Source organism: Clostridium sp., from assembly GCF_036642255.1.
GTDB lineage: Bacteria > Bacillota > Clostridia > Clostridiales > Clostridiaceae > Clostridium_J.
Genome location: NZ_JAVWDJ010000030.1, coordinates 14,368 through 31,319 on the forward strand (window position 1 = coordinate 14,368; position 16,952 = coordinate 31,319).

The 16,952-nt window shown below is 32.7% G+C and carries 17 protein-coding genes and 1 pseudogene; 14 read left to right on the forward strand and 4 right to left on the reverse strand.

Annotated elements, in window-relative coordinates; translation table 11 throughout:
• Nucleotides 1-126: 126 nt before the first annotated feature.
• The 6 genes from RR409_RS14735 to RR409_RS14760 all read left to right on the forward strand — a co-directional run bounded on the left by RR409_RS14735 (nucleotide 127) and on the right by RR409_RS14760 (nucleotide 3,810).
• Nucleotides 127-300, forward strand: coding sequence for a hypothetical protein (locus RR409_RS14735; protein WP_332558528.1), 174 nt, complete (start codon nucleotides 127-129; stop codon nucleotides 298-300).
• A 71-nt stretch (nucleotides 301-371) separates the two neighbouring features.
• Complete coding sequence (locus RR409_RS14740) at nucleotides 372-1,154, forward strand: MBL fold metallo-hydrolase (RefSeq protein ID WP_332558529.1); 783 nt, start codon at nucleotides 372-374, stop codon at nucleotides 1,152-1,154.
• A 217-nt stretch (nucleotides 1,155-1,371) separates the two neighbouring features.
• Nucleotides 1,372-2,262, forward strand: a complete 891-nt coding sequence (locus tag RR409_RS14745; RefSeq protein ID WP_332558530.1) for an AraC family transcriptional regulator — start codon at nucleotides 1,372-1,374, stop codon at nucleotides 2,260-2,262.
• A 114-nt stretch (nucleotides 2,263-2,376) separates the two neighbouring features.
• A complete protein-coding gene (locus RR409_RS14750) occupies nucleotides 2,377-2,625 on the forward strand; it encodes a hypothetical protein (RefSeq protein ID WP_332558531.1) in 249 nt (82 codons plus the stop codon).
• Nucleotides 2,612-2,926, forward strand: a complete 315-nt coding sequence (locus tag RR409_RS14755; RefSeq protein ID WP_332558532.1) for a hypothetical protein — start codon at nucleotides 2,612-2,614, stop codon at nucleotides 2,924-2,926. Before RR409_RS14750 ends, RR409_RS14755 begins: the two co-directional genes overlap by 14 nt.
• 308 nt (nucleotides 2,927-3,234) lie before the next feature.
• Entirely contained in the window at nucleotides 3,235-3,810 is a 576-nt protein-coding gene (locus RR409_RS14760) for an HD domain-containing protein (RefSeq protein WP_332558533.1), read from the forward strand.
• A gap of 70 nt (nucleotides 3,811-3,880) precedes the next feature.
• On the opposite strand, the gene RR409_RS14765 is transcribed toward RR409_RS14760, so the two are convergent.
• Nucleotides 3,881-4,570 carry a hypothetical protein gene (locus RR409_RS14765; protein WP_332558534.1) on the reverse strand — a complete coding sequence of 230 codons (690 nt, stop codon included), beginning with the start codon at nucleotides 4,568-4,570 and terminating at the stop codon, nucleotides 3,881-3,883.
• Between the two features lie 355 nt (nucleotides 4,571-4,925).
• Between RR409_RS14765 and RR409_RS14770 the strand changes: the two genes are divergently transcribed.
• From RR409_RS14770 to RR409_RS14785, 4 genes and pseudogenes are all read left to right on the forward strand, one after another.
• Nucleotides 4,926-6,614 (forward strand): Mur ligase family protein, encoded by a 1,689-nt coding sequence (locus tag RR409_RS14770; protein ID WP_332558535.1) that lies wholly within the window; start codon nucleotides 4,926-4,928, stop codon nucleotides 6,612-6,614.
• Nucleotides 6,615-6,901: 287 nt separating this feature from the next.
• Nucleotides 6,902-7,507 carry a TetR/AcrR family transcriptional regulator gene (locus RR409_RS14775; protein WP_332558536.1) on the forward strand — a complete coding sequence of 202 codons (606 nt, stop codon included), beginning with the start codon at nucleotides 6,902-6,904 and terminating at the stop codon, nucleotides 7,505-7,507.
• A gap of 3 nt (nucleotides 7,508-7,510) precedes the next feature.
• The gene (locus tag RR409_RS14780; protein WP_332558537.1) at nucleotides 7,511-8,122 is read left to right on the forward strand and encodes a GNAT family N-acetyltransferase; all 612 of its coding nucleotides are present in this window, start codon (nucleotides 7,511-7,513) and stop codon (nucleotides 8,120-8,122) included.
• A gap of 400 nt (nucleotides 8,123-8,522) precedes the next feature.
• Nucleotides 8,523-9,713: pseudogene (locus RR409_RS14785) on the forward strand (aminopeptidase); the annotation flags it as partial.
• A 266-nt stretch (nucleotides 9,714-9,979) separates the two neighbouring features.
• Here RR409_RS14785 and RR409_RS14790 read toward each other — a convergent pair.
• Nucleotides 9,980-10,441, reverse strand: coding sequence for a redoxin domain-containing protein (locus tag RR409_RS14790; protein ID WP_332558538.1), 462 nt, complete (start codon nucleotides 10,439-10,441; stop codon nucleotides 9,980-9,982).
• A gap of 44 nt (nucleotides 10,442-10,485) precedes the next feature.
• On the reverse strand, nucleotides 10,486-11,328 hold the full coding sequence (locus RR409_RS14795) for a nitroreductase family protein (protein WP_332558539.1): 843 nt from the start codon (nucleotides 11,326-11,328) through the stop codon (nucleotides 10,486-10,488).
• Nucleotides 11,329-11,852: 524 nt separating this feature from the next.
• On the opposite strand from RR409_RS14795, the gene RR409_RS14800 reads away from it, so the two are divergent.
• The gene (locus RR409_RS14800; RefSeq protein ID WP_332558540.1) at nucleotides 11,853-12,587 is read left to right on the forward strand and encodes a MerR family transcriptional regulator; all 735 of its coding nucleotides are present in this window, start codon (nucleotides 11,853-11,855) and stop codon (nucleotides 12,585-12,587) included.
• A gap of 11 nt (nucleotides 12,588-12,598) precedes the next feature.
• Nucleotides 12,599-12,883: a hypothetical protein gene (locus RR409_RS14805; protein WP_332558541.1), complete on the forward strand. Its 285-nt coding sequence runs from the start codon at nucleotides 12,599-12,601 to the stop codon at nucleotides 12,881-12,883.
• Nucleotides 12,884-13,480: 597 nt separating this feature from the next.
• Here the strand turns inward: RR409_RS14805 and RR409_RS14810 are convergent.
• Nucleotides 13,481-14,299, reverse strand: a complete 819-nt coding sequence (locus RR409_RS14810; protein WP_332558542.1) for a hypothetical protein — start codon at nucleotides 14,297-14,299, stop codon at nucleotides 13,481-13,483.
• A gap of 227 nt (nucleotides 14,300-14,526) precedes the next feature.
• Between RR409_RS14810 and RR409_RS14815 the strand changes: the two genes are divergently transcribed.
• Complete coding sequence (locus tag RR409_RS14815; protein ID WP_332558543.1) at nucleotides 14,527-16,065, forward strand: helix-turn-helix domain-containing protein; 1,539 nt, start codon at nucleotides 14,527-14,529, stop codon at nucleotides 16,063-16,065.
• 66 nt (nucleotides 16,066-16,131) lie between these two features.
• Nucleotides 16,132-16,695, forward strand: coding sequence for a nitroreductase family protein (locus RR409_RS14820; RefSeq protein ID WP_332558544.1), 564 nt, complete (start codon nucleotides 16,132-16,134; stop codon nucleotides 16,693-16,695).
• The last annotated feature ends 257 nt before the right edge of the window (nucleotides 16,696-16,952 follow it).

A 16,952-nucleotide genomic window follows, 5' to 3' on the forward strand; every position in this document is an offset into this window, starting at 1 on the left:
GGGTGCCATGATGGAATTTTAACTTATTCCTCTTCATAAACCCTTAAGGGAACCAGGGTAGGACTCGTGTATAAGTTAAGTTCTAGCTATGGTTCCCTATAAATAGTATAACAGATGTGGGTAATAGTGGTAAACTTAGAAATTTCCAATAAAGGAGCACAGCCCTTCAGCTCTTCGCTATCACCCAAGGGTACGCCATATAAAACCAGCTCTATCTCTAGTGCTTTGAGTATAAGAGTTAATACCATTACAACTCCTGATGATATGCAGACTTTTGGTGTAGATACTCTATTATTTTAAAGTTTAGATAATTGTAAAATAAAAGTATAAATAAAACATTATCAAACTTTAAATAAGAGGAGTGTTGTAAATTGAAAAGTAAATTATTTGCAAAGGTTATGGCAGCATGTGTCTCCATTATGCTAGTATCTGGGTTAACTGTGAGTGCAAGTACAGAGAAGAAGGAAAGCTATGTTGAGAAAAAGGGAATAACTATTGAATACTTTGGTCACTCAAGCTTCGGAATTAGTAACAAGGACGGAATGCAAATTGTTACAGATCCGTATGATCCAATGCTTGGATATAAATTTCCAAGTATTTCAACTAATTTACTTACTGTAAGTCATGATCATTTTGATCATAATAATGTGGCTGCTGTTGAAAGCTATGAAGAGCTTATTAATACAACCACTGGAAGTTTTAAAGTGGATGATATTAAGGTTAAGGGGATTTCCACTTATCATGATGGAGAGCAAGGGGCTTCAAGAGGCACAAATACAATTTATACTTATGAGATAAATAACATTAAGGTATGTCATCTTGGAGATTTAGGGCACCAGCTTTCAAAGGAGCAAATTAATAGCATTGGTAAGGTTGATGTATTAATGATACCTGTGGGTGGCTTCTTTACAATAGAATCAGAGGACGTAATTAGTGCAATAAATAGCCTAGACCCAAAGGTAGTTATACCAATGCACTATGTAACAGAAACTTCTTGGCCAGTATTTGAAGATTATATTGCTCCTGTAAGTGATTTTACTTCAAGAATTAACAGCGAGGGATGGACAGTAAATGAAGTGGATAATCTTACGGTTACAAAACAAATGCTTAATACCATGAAGACTAAACAAGTATTTGTATTAGATTATAAATAATAAATAATAAATTAAATAGTAAAGTAAATAAACTCAAGAGCGTGAAGTAAAAGCATCACGCTCTTTTTTGAGTAGAACCTATCAGTAAACTAAAGTATTTATTTTATAGAAGTAAGGGTATAAGATGGGTGAGGATTTCATTTGATTTCCTATATAATTGTAACTAATTGAAATAAATGTTAAAATAATACGGAGAATAGGTTAAGGGGTGGATTATATGAAGTTTTTTACTTTGGATGAAAAAAGAAATATTGGACTACCTTTGCACTTAGAAAAGAATGAGGAATTTACCTCTAAAGTTTCTTCTATGTTTAGGCTTATATTTATATACCATGGAACTGGAATAGTTAGAATTAATGGTAAGAGGATTCTATTTATGGCTCCTACAGTTTTATGTTTAAATGAACAGGATACTCTTGAAGTTGAGCAACTTCACAATACTAAAGCTAAAACTATTTATTTCAATCCTGTAGTTGTTAATAATATTTTCACCATAGAAAAGGTAAAGGAGAATCCAGAAAATTTATCTCAAACTGAGTATGCAGATTTTTGTTTATTATTACCCTTTATAAGTAGAGCTGATAGAACTAGTGAAATAATTCAAATAGGACTTACCGAAGAAAAAAGAATAATGGGATTCTTTGAGAGGTTAGGTAAGGAACTGGACACTTTAGATAACAACTTCTGGAGATGCAGAAGCAGATCAATTATTTATGAAATCTTATCTTTCCTTCAATACTTGTATACAGAAATGGCACTTGATAATAATTGCAAGGTTCTTGATAGCGAAAAGGAGATAGATAAGGTTATCTTGTACCTTCATGCTAACTATGATGAAAAAATCACACTAAATCATCTTACTGAAATCTTTCATATAAATAGAACAACTCTTTCTGAAGAATTTGCTAAAGCTACTGGAATGTCTGTCATAGATTATCTCATCAAGCTAAGGATTAAAATAGCCTCTATACTTTTAAGCCAAACAGCAATTCCTATTAGTGAAATTCTTTATAGAACTGGGTTTAATGACAGTACACACTTTGGAAAAATGTTTCGTAAACATACAGGTTTTTCACCCTCACAATATAGAACCAATAATTCTGTTTAAAGAAATATATGAATAGCAGAGGCAATAAACAATATCAATTTTAGGGGGAACAAAAAAGGAGTCAGTGGTTTACTATTTAAAAAAACGATGATAGCACTTTTGCGATAAGTGAATATGGTGACTTTGAGAAAGAAGCTTAGCCCCTTCGGCTCTTCGCTACCACCCCAGGTGAGTGAATTATTTGGACAGTGGTTTTATGAAAGTTGTAGCAAAACCAATTTCTATGGTAGCTTGGTTTCATGCCAAGGGGTGCCACATCCAGTGAGATTTAAATCTAGAGAAAACATACAGTTAAAGGGGATTTTCTATGGCGATAAAAATGCTCACTTAAATAATTGTAAAATAAAAAGTGCACAGATGTAAAACAATAATAACCCAGTTAATAAGTTTATATATTATTGCCTTTTCAATATTTTGGTTTAACCTTGGAGGATGGTTAGCTATTGCTCCAGCTTCAACCTTAGGTTTATATGGAACAAAGTATTATAGCCAAAATTATGGGGTTATGTTTACTGCTTACGGTATTGGTGCAATTATTGGAGTGTATACCTCTGGAATGCTTAAGGATACCTTTGGTAGTTATCAAGCTGTGTTTTATTTTATAATAGCATCCTGTATTGTAGGTATGTTGTTATCCCAAAGTATGATAAAAAAAAGTAAATAAACTTTAGATTGTTATGGTAAAAAACAAAAATCACCCCTTGAGTGTTTGATGCTAAGATAAATCAGTATATAAATACACAACCAGTGCAAGAATGCACTGGTTGTGCTTTTATCTATAGATAATTAATAATTTAGTTTCAATTAAATAATTATTTACACTACAGTAGTTGTTTAACTTAAGTAGGGGAGAGCATTTGGTTAGGCTTGAAATCACATATGAAAAAGTACCTATTAAAGTTAGAAGAGTTTCCTTCCTTGTGTTATACTAAAACAAGATAATTTCGTAATGTAGTGGGAGGTTTAAGGAAAATGAACATAAAAAAATTAATGGAGTTTATGGCTATTGCAGAAAATTTAAAGAATAATACAAGACATTCATGGACTTCTTCTAATCGTCATGAGAGTGTAGCAGAGCATAGTTGGCGATTATCTTTAATGGCTTACTTTATGAAGGATGAATTTCCTGAGGTTGATATTAATAAAGTAATATTAATGTGTATTTTTCATGACTTAGGTGAAGCAATTACAGGTGATATCCCTGCATTTTACAAAACTGAAAACCATGACATTATAGAAGATAGAGAAGTTCATCAATTGCTTAGCACTCTGCCAGAACCATATAAAAAAGAACTTACTATGCTGTTTTTAGAAATGCATGGACAAAAAACTTTGGAAGCCAAAATTTATAAGGCTCTTGATAAGATGGAGACGTTAATTCAACACAATGAGGCTGATATATCAACTTGGCTACCCCTTGAGTATGAACTAAATCTTACATATGGAGAAAAAGAAGTGGAGTTTTCAAAATACATGAGAGAATTGAAACAAGCTATAAATGAGGATACTATAAATAAATTACAGAATTCCAAGGAATCAGTGTCATAAGCTTACAATTTGAAACTTAAACTGACAAAAGGACAAAGGATATTTAATATCCCTTGTCCTTTTTAATAATTTATCTGAATTTTAGGGGAAACTCCTTAATAATGCCTTGCACCATCATGTCAGCCATTTCCAAAGCCCCAGCTTCAAGTTCATCGTAGATAGAGGTTCCATCATCATAGTTTTTGGTAAGCAAATTAACAGCTTCGGATTTAACAAGACTAAGGTGGGATCGGTACAGCCTTCTCCAATCTTCCTCGGACCAGTATGGATTTATTTGTGCAAGGAAAGCCGCAATTTCGTCCCCATTGGCATACCATCTTTTCTCAATGTCCGCGGCGATTTTGTTTTCTCCAACTTTAGCGGCGGTGACAAGTTGTGCGGCAATTACAAGGTGGGCCCTTATTAAATCTCTAAGCCTTGATGCAATCCTGTTGCCATAGTACAACCTAAAGAGATTTCCAAAGTCTTCTGGATTCTCAAGAAGCCTGTTGGTAACGAAACTAACATCTGGAAGGTCGAATACCATGCTCACAATGGTGGCTCTTGTCCATACAGTATGCTGTTCCCATAGTTCACGAATTTTGTTTGATAACTCAAATTCCAATCTGGTTATTCCAGAGGACGGGATATCACCTCTTCGAAAATTATGCCTGTAATTGGGGCAAATAACATCGGTATCATAGCGCCAAGGCGCTTGAAAGTCTGAGGAATCATAAGGATAATCATAATCATATTGACGGCCTGATTCATATAAGTACATAACTATCACCACTTTTTAAACTTTATTACTATAGTATGTTTACAATGTTAATAATGCGCCTTTGCATATGTAAAATTTAAAATGCACAAAGAAGATACTGTACTTACAGTTTTATGAATAATAACCATGTAAGTAGTAGCGGAGTTTACATAATAACCACTTGAAGGAAAACATTATTCAAAGGGGTTACTAGGTAGCTTAAGCCCGCTAATGTAAAATACACCTCAAGTTCACTTAGCCATTTCCTTAAAACACCTAAGAAGCCAAATTATATCACTATTTTCTCTCAGTATATATTGGTTGTAATGGGAGAAGACTAGAGTTTATCACAACTTTTGGAAAAGGAAAGATCACTATGAAGATAAAATCTATGAAATTTTACGAAGGCTTTAATATAACTGGTGAAAAGTCCACATTTAAAATTGATATCCTTGGAGTTTCAGCTGTAGAGGCTAAGAAGTACTCTAATTTATATATTCAGGTAAGTAAGGCTGTAGGCACTGAGGAGAAAGTGTTAGATATTGAGGAAAATGAAGATGACATTACTTTATGGCTCAGTTACTCACAGGAAGAGGTTTCAGAATTTATCTGGAGCGAAATGGTAAAAGGGGAATACTCTTATGAAATTATCGCTAGTGGTGCTTCAAAGTTTATTTCAGACAAAATACTTAAGGCTATTTCTAAGGAGGCAAAACAGCAAGGGGTACCCTTTGTGAGAGTTTCTAAGGATTCCTATCAGGTTGGTTATGGCAGTGGTTCTATCATAATTGAGAATCATAACAAAGATAAAGTTTTAAATCTTATAAAAAGTAAGTCCCTGAGAAACATACCCGTCTTTGCCATTACAGGAACAAATGGCAAAACCACCACTACAAGACTTTTATATCACATGTTTATAAAGCTTGGTTATAATGCAGGAATGTCAAATACTGGTTCAATTATGATTGGAAAGCAAAGTGTGGAGACAGGAGATACAACAGGGTACCTAAGCTCAAGAAGACTTCTTTTAGATAAAACAGTGGAAGCAGCGGTGCTTGAAACTGCCAGAGGTGGAATCATAAACAACGGGCTTGGGTTTGAGGAAATTCATGGAGCTATAATAACCTCCCTTTCTGAGGACCATTTGGGGCTTTCAGGGGTAAATAACCTTGAAGAATTAATTAAAGTAAAATCCTTAATTTTAAAGGGAGTTAAGAGGGATGGAGTATGGATATTAAGGGCTCAAAGAGAAATCTTAGATGAGGCAAGGAAAAACCTTGAAGATGAGAGTTTTGTAAGCAAAGCAATACTTTTTGATATAGATAAAAATCCCTTAATAGAACAGCATGTATCTTTAGGGGGAGAAGCAATGTATCTTCAGGAAAATCATCTAATTCATCATAAAAATGGAGTAGCATCAAAGGTTGCAGAAATTGACAAAATAGCTTTTACCCATGAAGCATTGTCCTTGAGTAATGTGCGTAATGTTATGGCTGTGCTTTTGGCGTTAGGCTCTATTGGAAATCCCATGAAGCATTTAGTTCGTTTAATTAGTAGTATACCCTGTGATATTATCCATAACCCAGGAAGACAAAATATATTAGAAATTGGCGAAGTCAAAGTTCTTATTGATTACGGTCATAATGCAGAGGCTTATAAGGCTATTTACTCCATAGTAGAAGGTTTGAAGCCCTCTAAAGTAACCTCTATAATAACTGCTCCTGGTGATAGACAGGACACCCAAATTGAAGAGCTTGGATATATTTCTGGCTCTAAAAGTGATTATATTATAATTAGGGAGCAAGCAGATAAAAGGGGCAGCCAAAGAGGAAGGGTAGCAGAGCTTATGACTAAGGGTGCCCTTAGTGCTGGAAAAAAGGAGAATGAAATAACCTATGAAAGTCATGCTGGAGAGGCACTTATACATGCCCTAGAGAAACCAGTAAATGGTGAGGTAATAGTTTTATTTGCAGAGTATTTAAGGCCTGTGGTTGAATGCCTTAATGAGTATATTAAAAAATATGAAAAAGGGCAGGAGATTTCAGTACCCATTCTTTCTTTGTGAATAAGAAATATGTACTCACTGTTAAGCATGGTCAGGGTGAAAGTTTTTTAGTGAAAAACCATGTCTTCCTATAGTGAATTGTGAGGTAACTAACTGCCAAAGGAAGCATGCTATCATGCTGGGGATTGGAACGTAACGCTAGCTATTTTTATCTGTTCCTTCGGGATCAGGCGTTGTGTAATGTGATATACTTTTGCATAACTCATTCTAATAGAAGAATTGAATTGACAAAAACATTTATTATTTTAACAATGAGTATATACTCACTCATTACAAGGAGGGAATTTATGCCAAGAACAAAAGAACAATTTGAAGAAATGCGCAAAGCTACCAGAGATAAAATTCAATCAGCAGCAATGAAGTTATTTGTTCAAAAAGGATTTGGTTCAACAAATGTTCAAGAGATTGCGGATTTAGCTGGAATTAGCATTGGACTTTTATATCGTCAATACAGGACTAAAGAAGAATTATTTAGTGATTTAATTGAATATGCACTTATAGGTCTTAAAAACATTAATGATTTATTCGAACAGGATAGTTCACCTAAAAAGTTAATTAATGAATTTGTTTGCGAAGTTTATAACGATATGGTAAATGGAGAAGAACTGGCTAACCTATTAATTCTCATGGCACAGTCATTTTTGTCTGGAGCAGCTAGTCATAAGCAAAATGAAATTATAGAGCTAGATACTAAGATGCTTCAAGCTACTGTAAGACTTATTGAAAGAGGGCAGGGACTTGGTGAGTTCCGTCAGGGAAATCCCTATGAATTAGCAGAGTTTTTCTTTTCGGCAATACAAGGATTAGCCATGATGAAAATTACATTAAAAGATAGCTTTATTATGCCATCACCATCTGTTATTACCGCTTTTTTATTTAAGGAAGGAGAATAATATATGATACCTGAAGATTATAAGTTTACTGTAATTAGAGCTGATAAATTAGATTTTAATGTACGAGATCAAATATCCGAAATATTTGCAGAGGGATTTACTCAATGGCTTGTGTTTTTTTCAAAGGATAAAAATATAATCGCAAAATCATTTGCCCATATGTTTGTCTTGGATCAATTTTATGTAGCAGTTACGGAGAATAAAGTAGCAGGAATGGTTGCTTGTACAGACTGTAGAACACTATCAGTGAGATTGAATAAAAATGAACTTAGAAAGCACTTAGGGTTTATCAAAGGTAGTATTGCAGCAATTGTTTTAAGAAAAGAATTTGAAAGAGCTTTTAAAAATCCTCCTCCAGAAACAGGTTCTATCGAGTTTGTTGGAACCGCCTCTGAATTCAGAGGTAAGAGTGTGGCAACACAGATTATTAACTATATTATTAGTAATACCACCTATGTACAGTACTTAATTGAAGAGGTTGCCGATACGAATACACCAGCTATGAACCTATATAAAAAATTGGGTTTTAAGGAATATAAACGAATGCCTATTCCGCAAAAGAGGGCTGAGAAAATTGGGATAGATAATTTCATTGCCCTTAAGTATGTTAAATAAGAATAATGGGTTGTATTTATTTTTATGAAATCACGGGGAGATAACACCTTCTTAAAAGGGTAAAGCATAAGATAATGAGAAATATAACCTTGAAGTGTAGCGAACAAAATTAAAACACCTGTAATGGTGTGCTATGGAGAGTATGATAAAGAGTACAAGGCCATCAAGCTATGGAGCTAATCCAAGCTTTATCAAAAGTAGATGTAAGGGCTTATTTTGTTACTCATTTTGATTTTTATAAACCTAACATTCGGGTGGGGATTATATCTGATGAAATCACTTTTTACAAAAATGTTTTTTGAAATACCATAATAATATGGTAATATATGTTTAAAAACATATTTGTGGAGGAAATCATATGTTAAATTTAGAGGAAAATTTAGATTAATATGCTGAACTAGCTGTTAAGGTTGGAATTAATTTAAAGGAAAAGGAAGGCTTGATTATTTCTGGAAATACCGATACATTACCTTTAGCAAGAAAGATTATGAAGGTAGCCTATAGTGTAGGAGCAAAGCATGTAGAGTTTTTATTAAATGATGATGAGATGAGTTTAATTAGATATGAAAATGCCAAGGATTTCGTACTTGAAAGCTTTCCGAAGTGGAAGGTAGACTCGCTTGAGGCCATGTATAAGGATAATTATCATCATATTTTTATATCAGCTCCTGACCCTGAATTATTAAAGGATGTAGATAGTGAAATCGTGGCGAAGAGTCAAAAGTCCTCATCTCTAGCTATGGCACAAGTGCTTAAATATCGTATGACAGGTGTAACTAAATGGAGTATAATAGCTGTTCCATCAAAGCCGTGGGCAAAATCTGTATTTCCAGATTTAGACGAAACTACAGCTGTAAATATGCTTTGGAAAAAAATATTTGAAGCAACGAGAGTGGATCATGATGAACCAATAACCTCATGGAAAATCCACGATAAAAATCTTAAGATATATAGGGATTTTTTAAATGAAAAACAATTTGATAAATTAGTGTTAAAAGGACCAGGTACAGATTTAGAGGTTTATTTGGCGGAGGATCATTTCTGGATGGGTGGATCTAAAAATAGTCAAGCCGGTGACTCCTATGTTGCAAATATTCCCACAGAAGAGGTATTTACAACTCCTCATAAATTAAAAGTCAATGGTACTTTAAGAGCCACAAAGCATCTTAGTTTAAATGGTAAAATTGTTGAAGATTTTGAGTTTGTATTTAAGGATGGTAAGGTTGTAGACTTCAAGGCTAACAAGGGCTATGAGGTTTTAAATAAACTTTTTGCTAATGATGAGGGCGCAAGGTATTTAGGAGAGATTGCTTTAGTTCAACATGACTCACCCATATCTAATACTGGAATTTTATTTAACAATACATTATTTGATGAGAATGCATCTGTGCACTTAGCATTCGGTAGTGCCTATGGTTATGCCATGAAGAATGGTTCTAATATGACTCAATCAGAGTTAGATAAAAAAGGTGCAAATTTCAGTTTGATACATGTGGATTTTATGGTAGGTGGTCCTGAACTAGATATTACAGCCTATGAGAAAAATGGTACTGAGGTTCAATTATTTACAAATGGAAACTGGGTGTTTTAGATTTACCTTTGGTATTTGAGCAGATTGATAAAAGCCCACTAAGCTCTTTGGAACTTTAGTGGGCTTTTTCGCATTTCTTTAGTTAGAGAAATATTTTAGCATTGTTGGTATTAAGAAAAGAGTGGCTATTTTTTTCAGTGGAGTAAATCCAGAGATTTCTGCAATATAGAGAAGCTTAAATGGTGAAATAATTATTAAACTTAAGGAAATATCAAATGTAAAACCTATAGTAATTTAAGTCTTTCTCAATATTATTTTAGCAATGCCTACATTGTATCTATTAGTTCAAATATTTCGGAGTTTTCAGGAATATCCTTCATGGAGTTACCGTAATGCACATATCTAAGGATTCCTGCTTTATCTACTAACATTTGGCCTGGCATTCTTCCTAGTTTTAATAGATTTACCTTCTGTCCATATAGTTTTAGGACTGATTGTGTTTCATCGGGAATACCGTAGAATTTATAATTATTTTCTTCCCAGTATTTTTTAAAGTTGCTTGCTTTTTCTGGTCCGATTGCAACTATCACTGTATCTTTTTCTGCAAACTTAACGTAATCTTGATGCAACTGCATCATATGCTTTTTGCAAAATGGTCAAATAAATCCTCTATTAAGTACAATAAGAACGTTACTCTTTCCTCTGAAGTCAGAAAGTTTAAATTTCTTTCCCTTGAAGTCTTCAATTTCAAAGTCTGGTGCTTCTTTATTAATATCTAAACTAGCCATTTTTTCATCTCCCCATTTTATTGTGATTTTTTCTAGTTCACTTTTTATTCTCTAATCCAAGAAAAAACGTACTCCATATGCTGTGGAAGTTCTACAGTTGGTTCAAATGATGTATTAAAATGTCCTTTCATACCTTTTTCTTTAACTGAAAAATCAAAGTGTGCTGCAGCAATTCCCATATCTACTCTTTGGATATCATATGGAAAGAAATCGCTATATCCAGGTTCTTTATATTCGTAAAAATGGAACACACCATCCTTAAGAACAATTCTCCAAGGTTGTTTGTTGGATGCTGATGGTGCTAATCGAACCATTTCTAATGCAAACGCAACATCATTAGCTTCTTCTTTAGTAAGAAGTGTTTGGAAATCATTATTATAAAATAATTCACTCCAATCTTTACGGTGATCTGCTTGAATCATTTTTCTCATTTCTATTTCTTTTTCATGCTTATTGGCAGTGGCATATCCATATGGTGTTATCACTGGGAAAACTTCTCCTTCTTTAATCTTCATAGCGTCTGCAAAGCCTTCACGGTCGAAGGTTCCACCTAGCCAACAAGTTCCAATACCAAGGTGAGCTAAATAAAGCATAACTGCTTCCATTTCATATCCTAATGCTTCAAGTGCCATTGGCTCTAATTTAATGGTTGTTCCTATATACTGCTTTGCACCTTTAATAACGCCATAGGTTCCAAGCTTTTCTTTATTTTTTATATCCTTGTTATCAAGATAGTGAAAGTTTACATTACTGCCCAATGGATTATCTAAAGATTTGATAAAAGCTTCAATAGCATTTCTTTTATCTCCTTCAATTTCTTGTTCTTCATAGTTTCTTACACTGTATCTTTTTTTTACTGCTTCTTCCATTGAAAAATTAATATTCATTTATAATTCCCCTTGTATGATATATTTAGGTTATTTAAGGAAACCTATAATCCATCTTTAATAAAAGTGTTTTACATATACATTTACAATTAAATTATTTGATAGAGTTATGTTGCGTATACATTTTTAACAACAAGGTTTTATTGAGAACAATTATATTGTATACAATTAATAAATTTTTGTCAATGAAAATGAAATTCTTTTTTTCATATATTAACTAAAATTATAAATTTATAGTTAGTATAAATAAAATTTAGTTAAAATATAAATAAGGCTAAAATTAATAAAGAGGAGATACTTTTATGCATAAATAAATAAATAAATAAATCAAATGTAAAAATATTAAAACTCTCCACTGACGCACCAGGGTTCTAGGTGTATGCTATAATGAGAAACGTAATTTGTAGGGAACCAAAGTCGAGACCAAACTTATGCAATGGTCTACCTTGGTGCTATTAAGACTTTTAAGAATGAATAAACTATCATAAAGGAAGCCTCTAGGTAACCAAATGTGGAGGGATTCAATGAGAACATATAGTACTTCTGAAATTGCCAAGATAATAGGGATACATCCAAACACAGTTATGTTATATGAGAAATGGGGTTATTTACCCACCGTTGAAAGAAAGGAAAATGGCTACAGGATTTACACCGATACACATCTAGATCAGATGAAATTGGTGAGAATGTCATTAAAAAATGATTTGATTAAATGTTACATGAAGTTCGAAGTTCAAAATATCATACGAAGTGCAGCTCAGAGTGATTTAAGAAAAGCTTTAGAGCAAAGCAAAGAATATTTATCGCATATACAAAATGAAAAAAATAATGAATTTAAGGTTATAAAAGTAATTCAAGAAATATTAAAAAGTGATTCACTGGAAGAAAAAAATATTTCATTAAATAGGAAGGAAGCTGCAAAGCTCCTTGGGATATCAATAAATATGATTATAAACTGGGAAAGATATGGATTTCTTGAAGTACCGAGAAGCAAAAATGGCTATCGGGTTTATGGGGAAGATGAAATAAAGTTCCTTAGGGTGATTAAAGCCTTGAGACATGAAAACTACAGTACCCAGTGCATATGCAGAATGCTTAAAAAGTTGAAAAATAAAATTAAGGAAAGTCCTTTGTATTTATATGAAGAAATAAAGAATTCCAAGCATTGCTTATTGTCATCCTTGTCAGAGGTTGAGAGTAATACAATGGAATTGATTGGTTATATAGGTGAGCTATTAAGTAAAAAAATAGAAATTTAAAAGGTGCAATTATGAAAAATAAGAAAGAGACTAGCTATATGGGTAATGTAGGAATAATAAAAAAAATTGATGATATTCCTGAGTTAAAAGAAGAACTTATTGTAGTGTTTGAAAGCAAAAACAAAAAGGACGTGTCACGTTATGGGCTGCTGTTAATAGAGCATGTGTTAAGCCTCGCCAATGTGGAACCCTGTGATGTGATTAATGAGTGCATTGAAATCAGCAGAAGGTGGCAAGAAGGAAATGCCACATACCAAGAGACTAGACTTAGCACGTACAGAGAAAGACCCAGTTAAAGTCAAAGTCTTGAGAATTGTGGGGCAAGTTTCCCTCATTCCTCATGTGAAAAGACATGCTTTAATAGCTTCAGAATATGCAATAACTTTAATAAATTTATTGTATCCTAGAGATTTAGAAGAAGTAAGTAAAGAAAGAAAAATCCAAATTGAATTAATAAAGAGGGTATAATAAAAAGATTAGGCATCTTAAATTTAGTTTTATCAGTAAGGTTATTAGCTTAAAGGAAAGCAAAGATAATTTATATACTATGAACCTTCATTACTTTTGTAATTTTGCCTAACTAAAGAAAAAACATATAAACAAACTCAACGAAGGTTTCATATTAAGTTAATTTGCTTTTGGAAAAAATGAAAATTATATAAAAATAAAATGTGCTAACTTGAGCCATAAGTTAGCACATTTTATTTTTAAAAACTATGTTATGCACATTAATAAATTGTAAGCACATGCTGCTTTACTATAAAATATAAAAACTATTAACCCATGGCAGTTATAGTAAAAGTGAAATGAGAGGTTCATAAATATTCTTCCTAGGGATGGGATAGTATTTATTTAATGCTGAGCAATGGATTAAATAGCTTTTAGCTAATGAATTATTTTAAAGGTGGGGTATTTTTGTCTGGTTCCCAAATAGTCCAGTTATTTGGACGGTTATACTGTGTAACAGAAGTTTTGGCATCAATAGAACAGTCAGGTTTACCAATTACAACTGCACCAATCATTACCACATTGCCTTCTACAGGGTATTTCTTTTTACCTAAACCCCATTCACGATTATATTCTTTACCACCAATAAATCTACTAAGATCGTAGTTAGGTGTAGGATATTGGCCAAAACCAAAGGCATGTGTATCAACGGGAGTAATGCTAGGACCACTAGGAGATGCAAAATAATGAGTGCTATATCCAAGGCTGTAGGCACTAATGTTTAATAATCCACAAGCCATACCAGTATCAAAATAAGCTACAGGTGTTTGCATATACATTTCCTCATATTTATCTTTGTGATGTTCTTGATCAGCAATTTGGTCAGCTAATATAAGAACTGTTACTGTTCCTTCAGAAGTAGAACCTTTCCATTGTTCCTCACCAATAATAGCTTTTTGTTCTTGAGGATCTCTAATTGCAACAAAGTAATATGGGGTCCAACCAACTGCAGACTGTGTTTTAGAGGCAGTTTCCAAAATTTGTTCCAATTCTTTATTTGTAGGAGCATCTTTTGGATCCTTAGACCAAGACCCGTTGTTTACAGTTCTCCAGGTGTTTTCGTTTTCTTTAAACCAAGTAATAACGTCTAAGGAGTTGCCGTTTTCTCCATTTTGTGAAGAGGTAGGTTTTGCGCCTTGACAACCTGTTAACGCCACCATGGATACTAAGGATGCTATTAGAACTGATTTCATGTTTTTTTTCATTGTTTCTTCTCCCCCTTTTTAGTAAAATATTGTAAATAATATGTTGTCTTAATTATATAAAATTGTAAAATCTTTAACAATGTGATACTATTCTAAACATTCAATTATTATCAATGAACATTTGTGATGTCATCACAAATGTAATATAATAACAGTATAAAACCTTTAAAGTCAGTGTTATAAGTTATAATTAATAGAAGAATTAGTTAAGGAGGCACCTTTCACAAATGGAAATTAATAAAATTGTTGGGGAATTAAGGAATAAATATGGTGAATTAAAAGGTTATATTGTTAAAGAAAAAATAATTGTCAGTGTTGAAAAAATTTCAAATATATATGAAAGCACAAAGGATAATATTTTGTATATTACAACAGTAGATGTATTGAATTCCATGGAAAAAGATCTCTCTAATACAAATTTCATCGTGATTGAAAATAGCAAAGAAACAATAAAGCCCAAAGAACAATGTAATTTAATATACATAGGTGAAAATGTATCCATAGAAAAGCTTTATAATGAAGTTAAGTCCATGCTAGATCAAAATATCGAAGAAAATACAATTATCTCTGATTTATATAGTGTGATGCCACTTGAACAATATCTAGAACCTCTATTGGATAAGGCTTTCAAATACATGCAAAATCCAATAACCTATTATGATCATTTGCATAATGTGAAAGACTTTAGAAAAAACAAAACTATAGATAACACTGCTTGGGAGAAGGATATAGAACTTGGTCATATGGATTACAGTGCATTGAAGGAACATTTTTATTTGTGTTTAGAAACCCTTATTAATAAAGGCGAAATAGAATTTCCTGTTTTAAAAAATAGATGTAAAATTTATACAATTAAATATGAAAAAACTGTATTGGGCTTTATGGCAGCCCTTGAATACAATAGAGAGTTTAAAGAATTGGATTTTAAGATTTTAAGCACCGTTGCCCACATAATTGCCATAAAAAGTTTTAATAACACTTTCACAACCAGTGCAGATGGGTACATTTATAGTGATGTATTTAAAGAGCTTTTAGATGAAAAAATTAAATCCAAAGTAGAGTTTCAAGGACTTTTAAAAACTCGCAATTGGAAGGAAAAAAGTTTTAATCGCATCCTTTTAATTAAAGATAATAAGGATGGGTCTTTTGAGTATATAAATTATATAAAGCAACGAATTTCTCATCTGTATCAGAACTTTAAAATTATTTATTATGAGGATTACGTGGTGATTTTAGAAGAGTATGATAATGAAAGAGAGAAAAAGCTTCATGATATGATAATAGACCTACTTTTGAAGACTAACCAGACTGTAGGGGTAAGTGACGTTTTTAGAGATTTAATAACCATGAAAAAATACTTTCAACAGGCAGAAAAAGCAATAGTTTTTAGTGAATTATTAAAGTGTAATAATAAAATTAATTATTATTCTAATTTTAGATTTATAGATTTTATAAAGCAATTAAATGATAAGGTTAACTATGATGATTACTGTCATCCATCAATATTGCATTTAGAGGAATATGATAACTTATATAAAACAGAACTAGGAAAAACTTTGTCCATATATTTAGAAAACGATAGAAGTGTTACAAAAAGCAGTTCTATAATGAATGTCCATAAAAACACCATCAGTTACAGGATTAATAAAATTAAAGAGCTACTAAATATTGATTTTCACAATAGTTCTGAGATATTTCATATAGTACTATCCTATAAAATTAGAAACTTAGGAGATAAATTACAGGTTGAAAAGAAGGTAAAGTGATACAATTGAGAAAAAAACAGATATATAATGTGAGAAAGAAATAACCAAAAAGAAAGGATTGATTTAATGATTACCAATGAGATGTTAAGAATTATTAAGCAGCGCAGGAGTATTCGCCGTTATAAAAAAGAGCAGATAAGAGATGAAGAGTTGCAGGCAGTTTTAGAGGCAGGATTATATGCACCTAATGCTGGGGGTGAGGCGTGGCATTTTACAGTAATTCAGAAGAAAGAAATATTGGACAAAATCAATAACCTTGCAAAGGAACACTTAAAGTCACATGTACTTGATGACTTAAAGGCCCTTGGAAATGATGAAGAGTATAACGGGATGTATGGGGCACCAACACTAATCATTGTGTCTGCTTATGAAGAGTTTATCCCGCTGGATGCTGATTGTGCAGCTGCTACACAAAATATGCTAGTTGCAGCAGAATCAATTGGACTTGGTTCTTGTTGGATTTATTTCACAATGTTTGCCTTTGAGTCTCCACAGGGAGATGATTTAAGAAAAGAACTTAAAATACCTGAAGGATACAAGCCATATACTTCACTACTACTTGGATATAAGGACATTTCAGTAACTGAGGCACCGGAAAGAAAGCCTGATCTTATAACATACATTAAGTAATCTCTTGAACACTGATAGCAGTTAGATATTGCAAAAAACTCTAGAACAGTTTAGTGGTGACACCCTAAACTGTTCTTTTTATGCTACAACTTCTAAAGTACGTGGGGATATTTATACCTAATGTCATAACTACACATTCTACTTTGTACCATTCATCTTCATAGCATAATAACTTTGTTTTTTAATTAAACCCAAGAACAACTAGCTGAAAAGCCAATATAATGAAGGTATAGGAATAAATAAGGCGATGAGATCCT

Excerpts from the sequence above, each read along its gene's own strand:
- RR409_RS14775 (WP_332558536.1), top strand. The coding sequence starts at position 6,902 with ATGCCAAGAACAAAAGAACAATTTGAAGAAATGCGCAAAGCTACCAGA.
- RR409_RS14745 (WP_332558530.1), top strand. The coding sequence starts at position 1,372 with ATGAAGTTTTTTACTTTGGATGAAAAAAGAAATATTGGACTACCTTTG.
- RR409_RS14805 (WP_332558541.1), top strand. The coding sequence starts at position 12,599 with ATGAAAAATAAGAAAGAGACTAGCTATATGGGTAATGTAGGAATAATA.
- RR409_RS14765 (WP_332558534.1), bottom strand. The coding sequence starts at position 4,570 with ATGTACTTATATGAATCAGGCCGTCAATATGATTATGATTATCCTTAT.
- RR409_RS14795 (WP_332558539.1), bottom strand. The coding sequence starts at position 11,328 with ATGAATATTAATTTTTCAATGGAAGAAGCAGTAAAAAAAAGATACAGT.
- RR409_RS14820 (WP_332558544.1), top strand. The coding sequence starts at position 16,132 with ATGATTACCAATGAGATGTTAAGAATTATTAAGCAGCGCAGGAGTATT.
- RR409_RS14810 (WP_332558542.1), bottom strand. The coding sequence starts at position 14,299 with ATGAAAAAAAACATGAAATCAGTTCTAATAGCATCCTTAGTATCCATG.
- RR409_RS14815 (WP_332558543.1), top strand. The coding sequence starts at position 14,527 with ATGGAAATTAATAAAATTGTTGGGGAATTAAGGAATAAATATGGTGAA.
- RR409_RS14770 (WP_332558535.1), top strand. The coding sequence starts at position 4,926 with ATGAAGATAAAATCTATGAAATTTTACGAAGGCTTTAATATAACTGGT.
- RR409_RS14780 (WP_332558537.1), top strand. The coding sequence starts at position 7,511 with ATGATACCTGAAGATTATAAGTTTACTGTAATTAGAGCTGATAAATTA.
- RR409_RS14760 (WP_332558533.1), top strand. The coding sequence starts at position 3,235 with ATGAACATAAAAAAATTAATGGAGTTTATGGCTATTGCAGAAAATTTA.
- RR409_RS14750 (WP_332558531.1), top strand. The coding sequence starts at position 2,377 with ATGGTGACTTTGAGAAAGAAGCTTAGCCCCTTCGGCTCTTCGCTACCA.
- RR409_RS14800 (WP_332558540.1), top strand. The coding sequence starts at position 11,853 with ATGAGAACATATAGTACTTCTGAAATTGCCAAGATAATAGGGATACAT.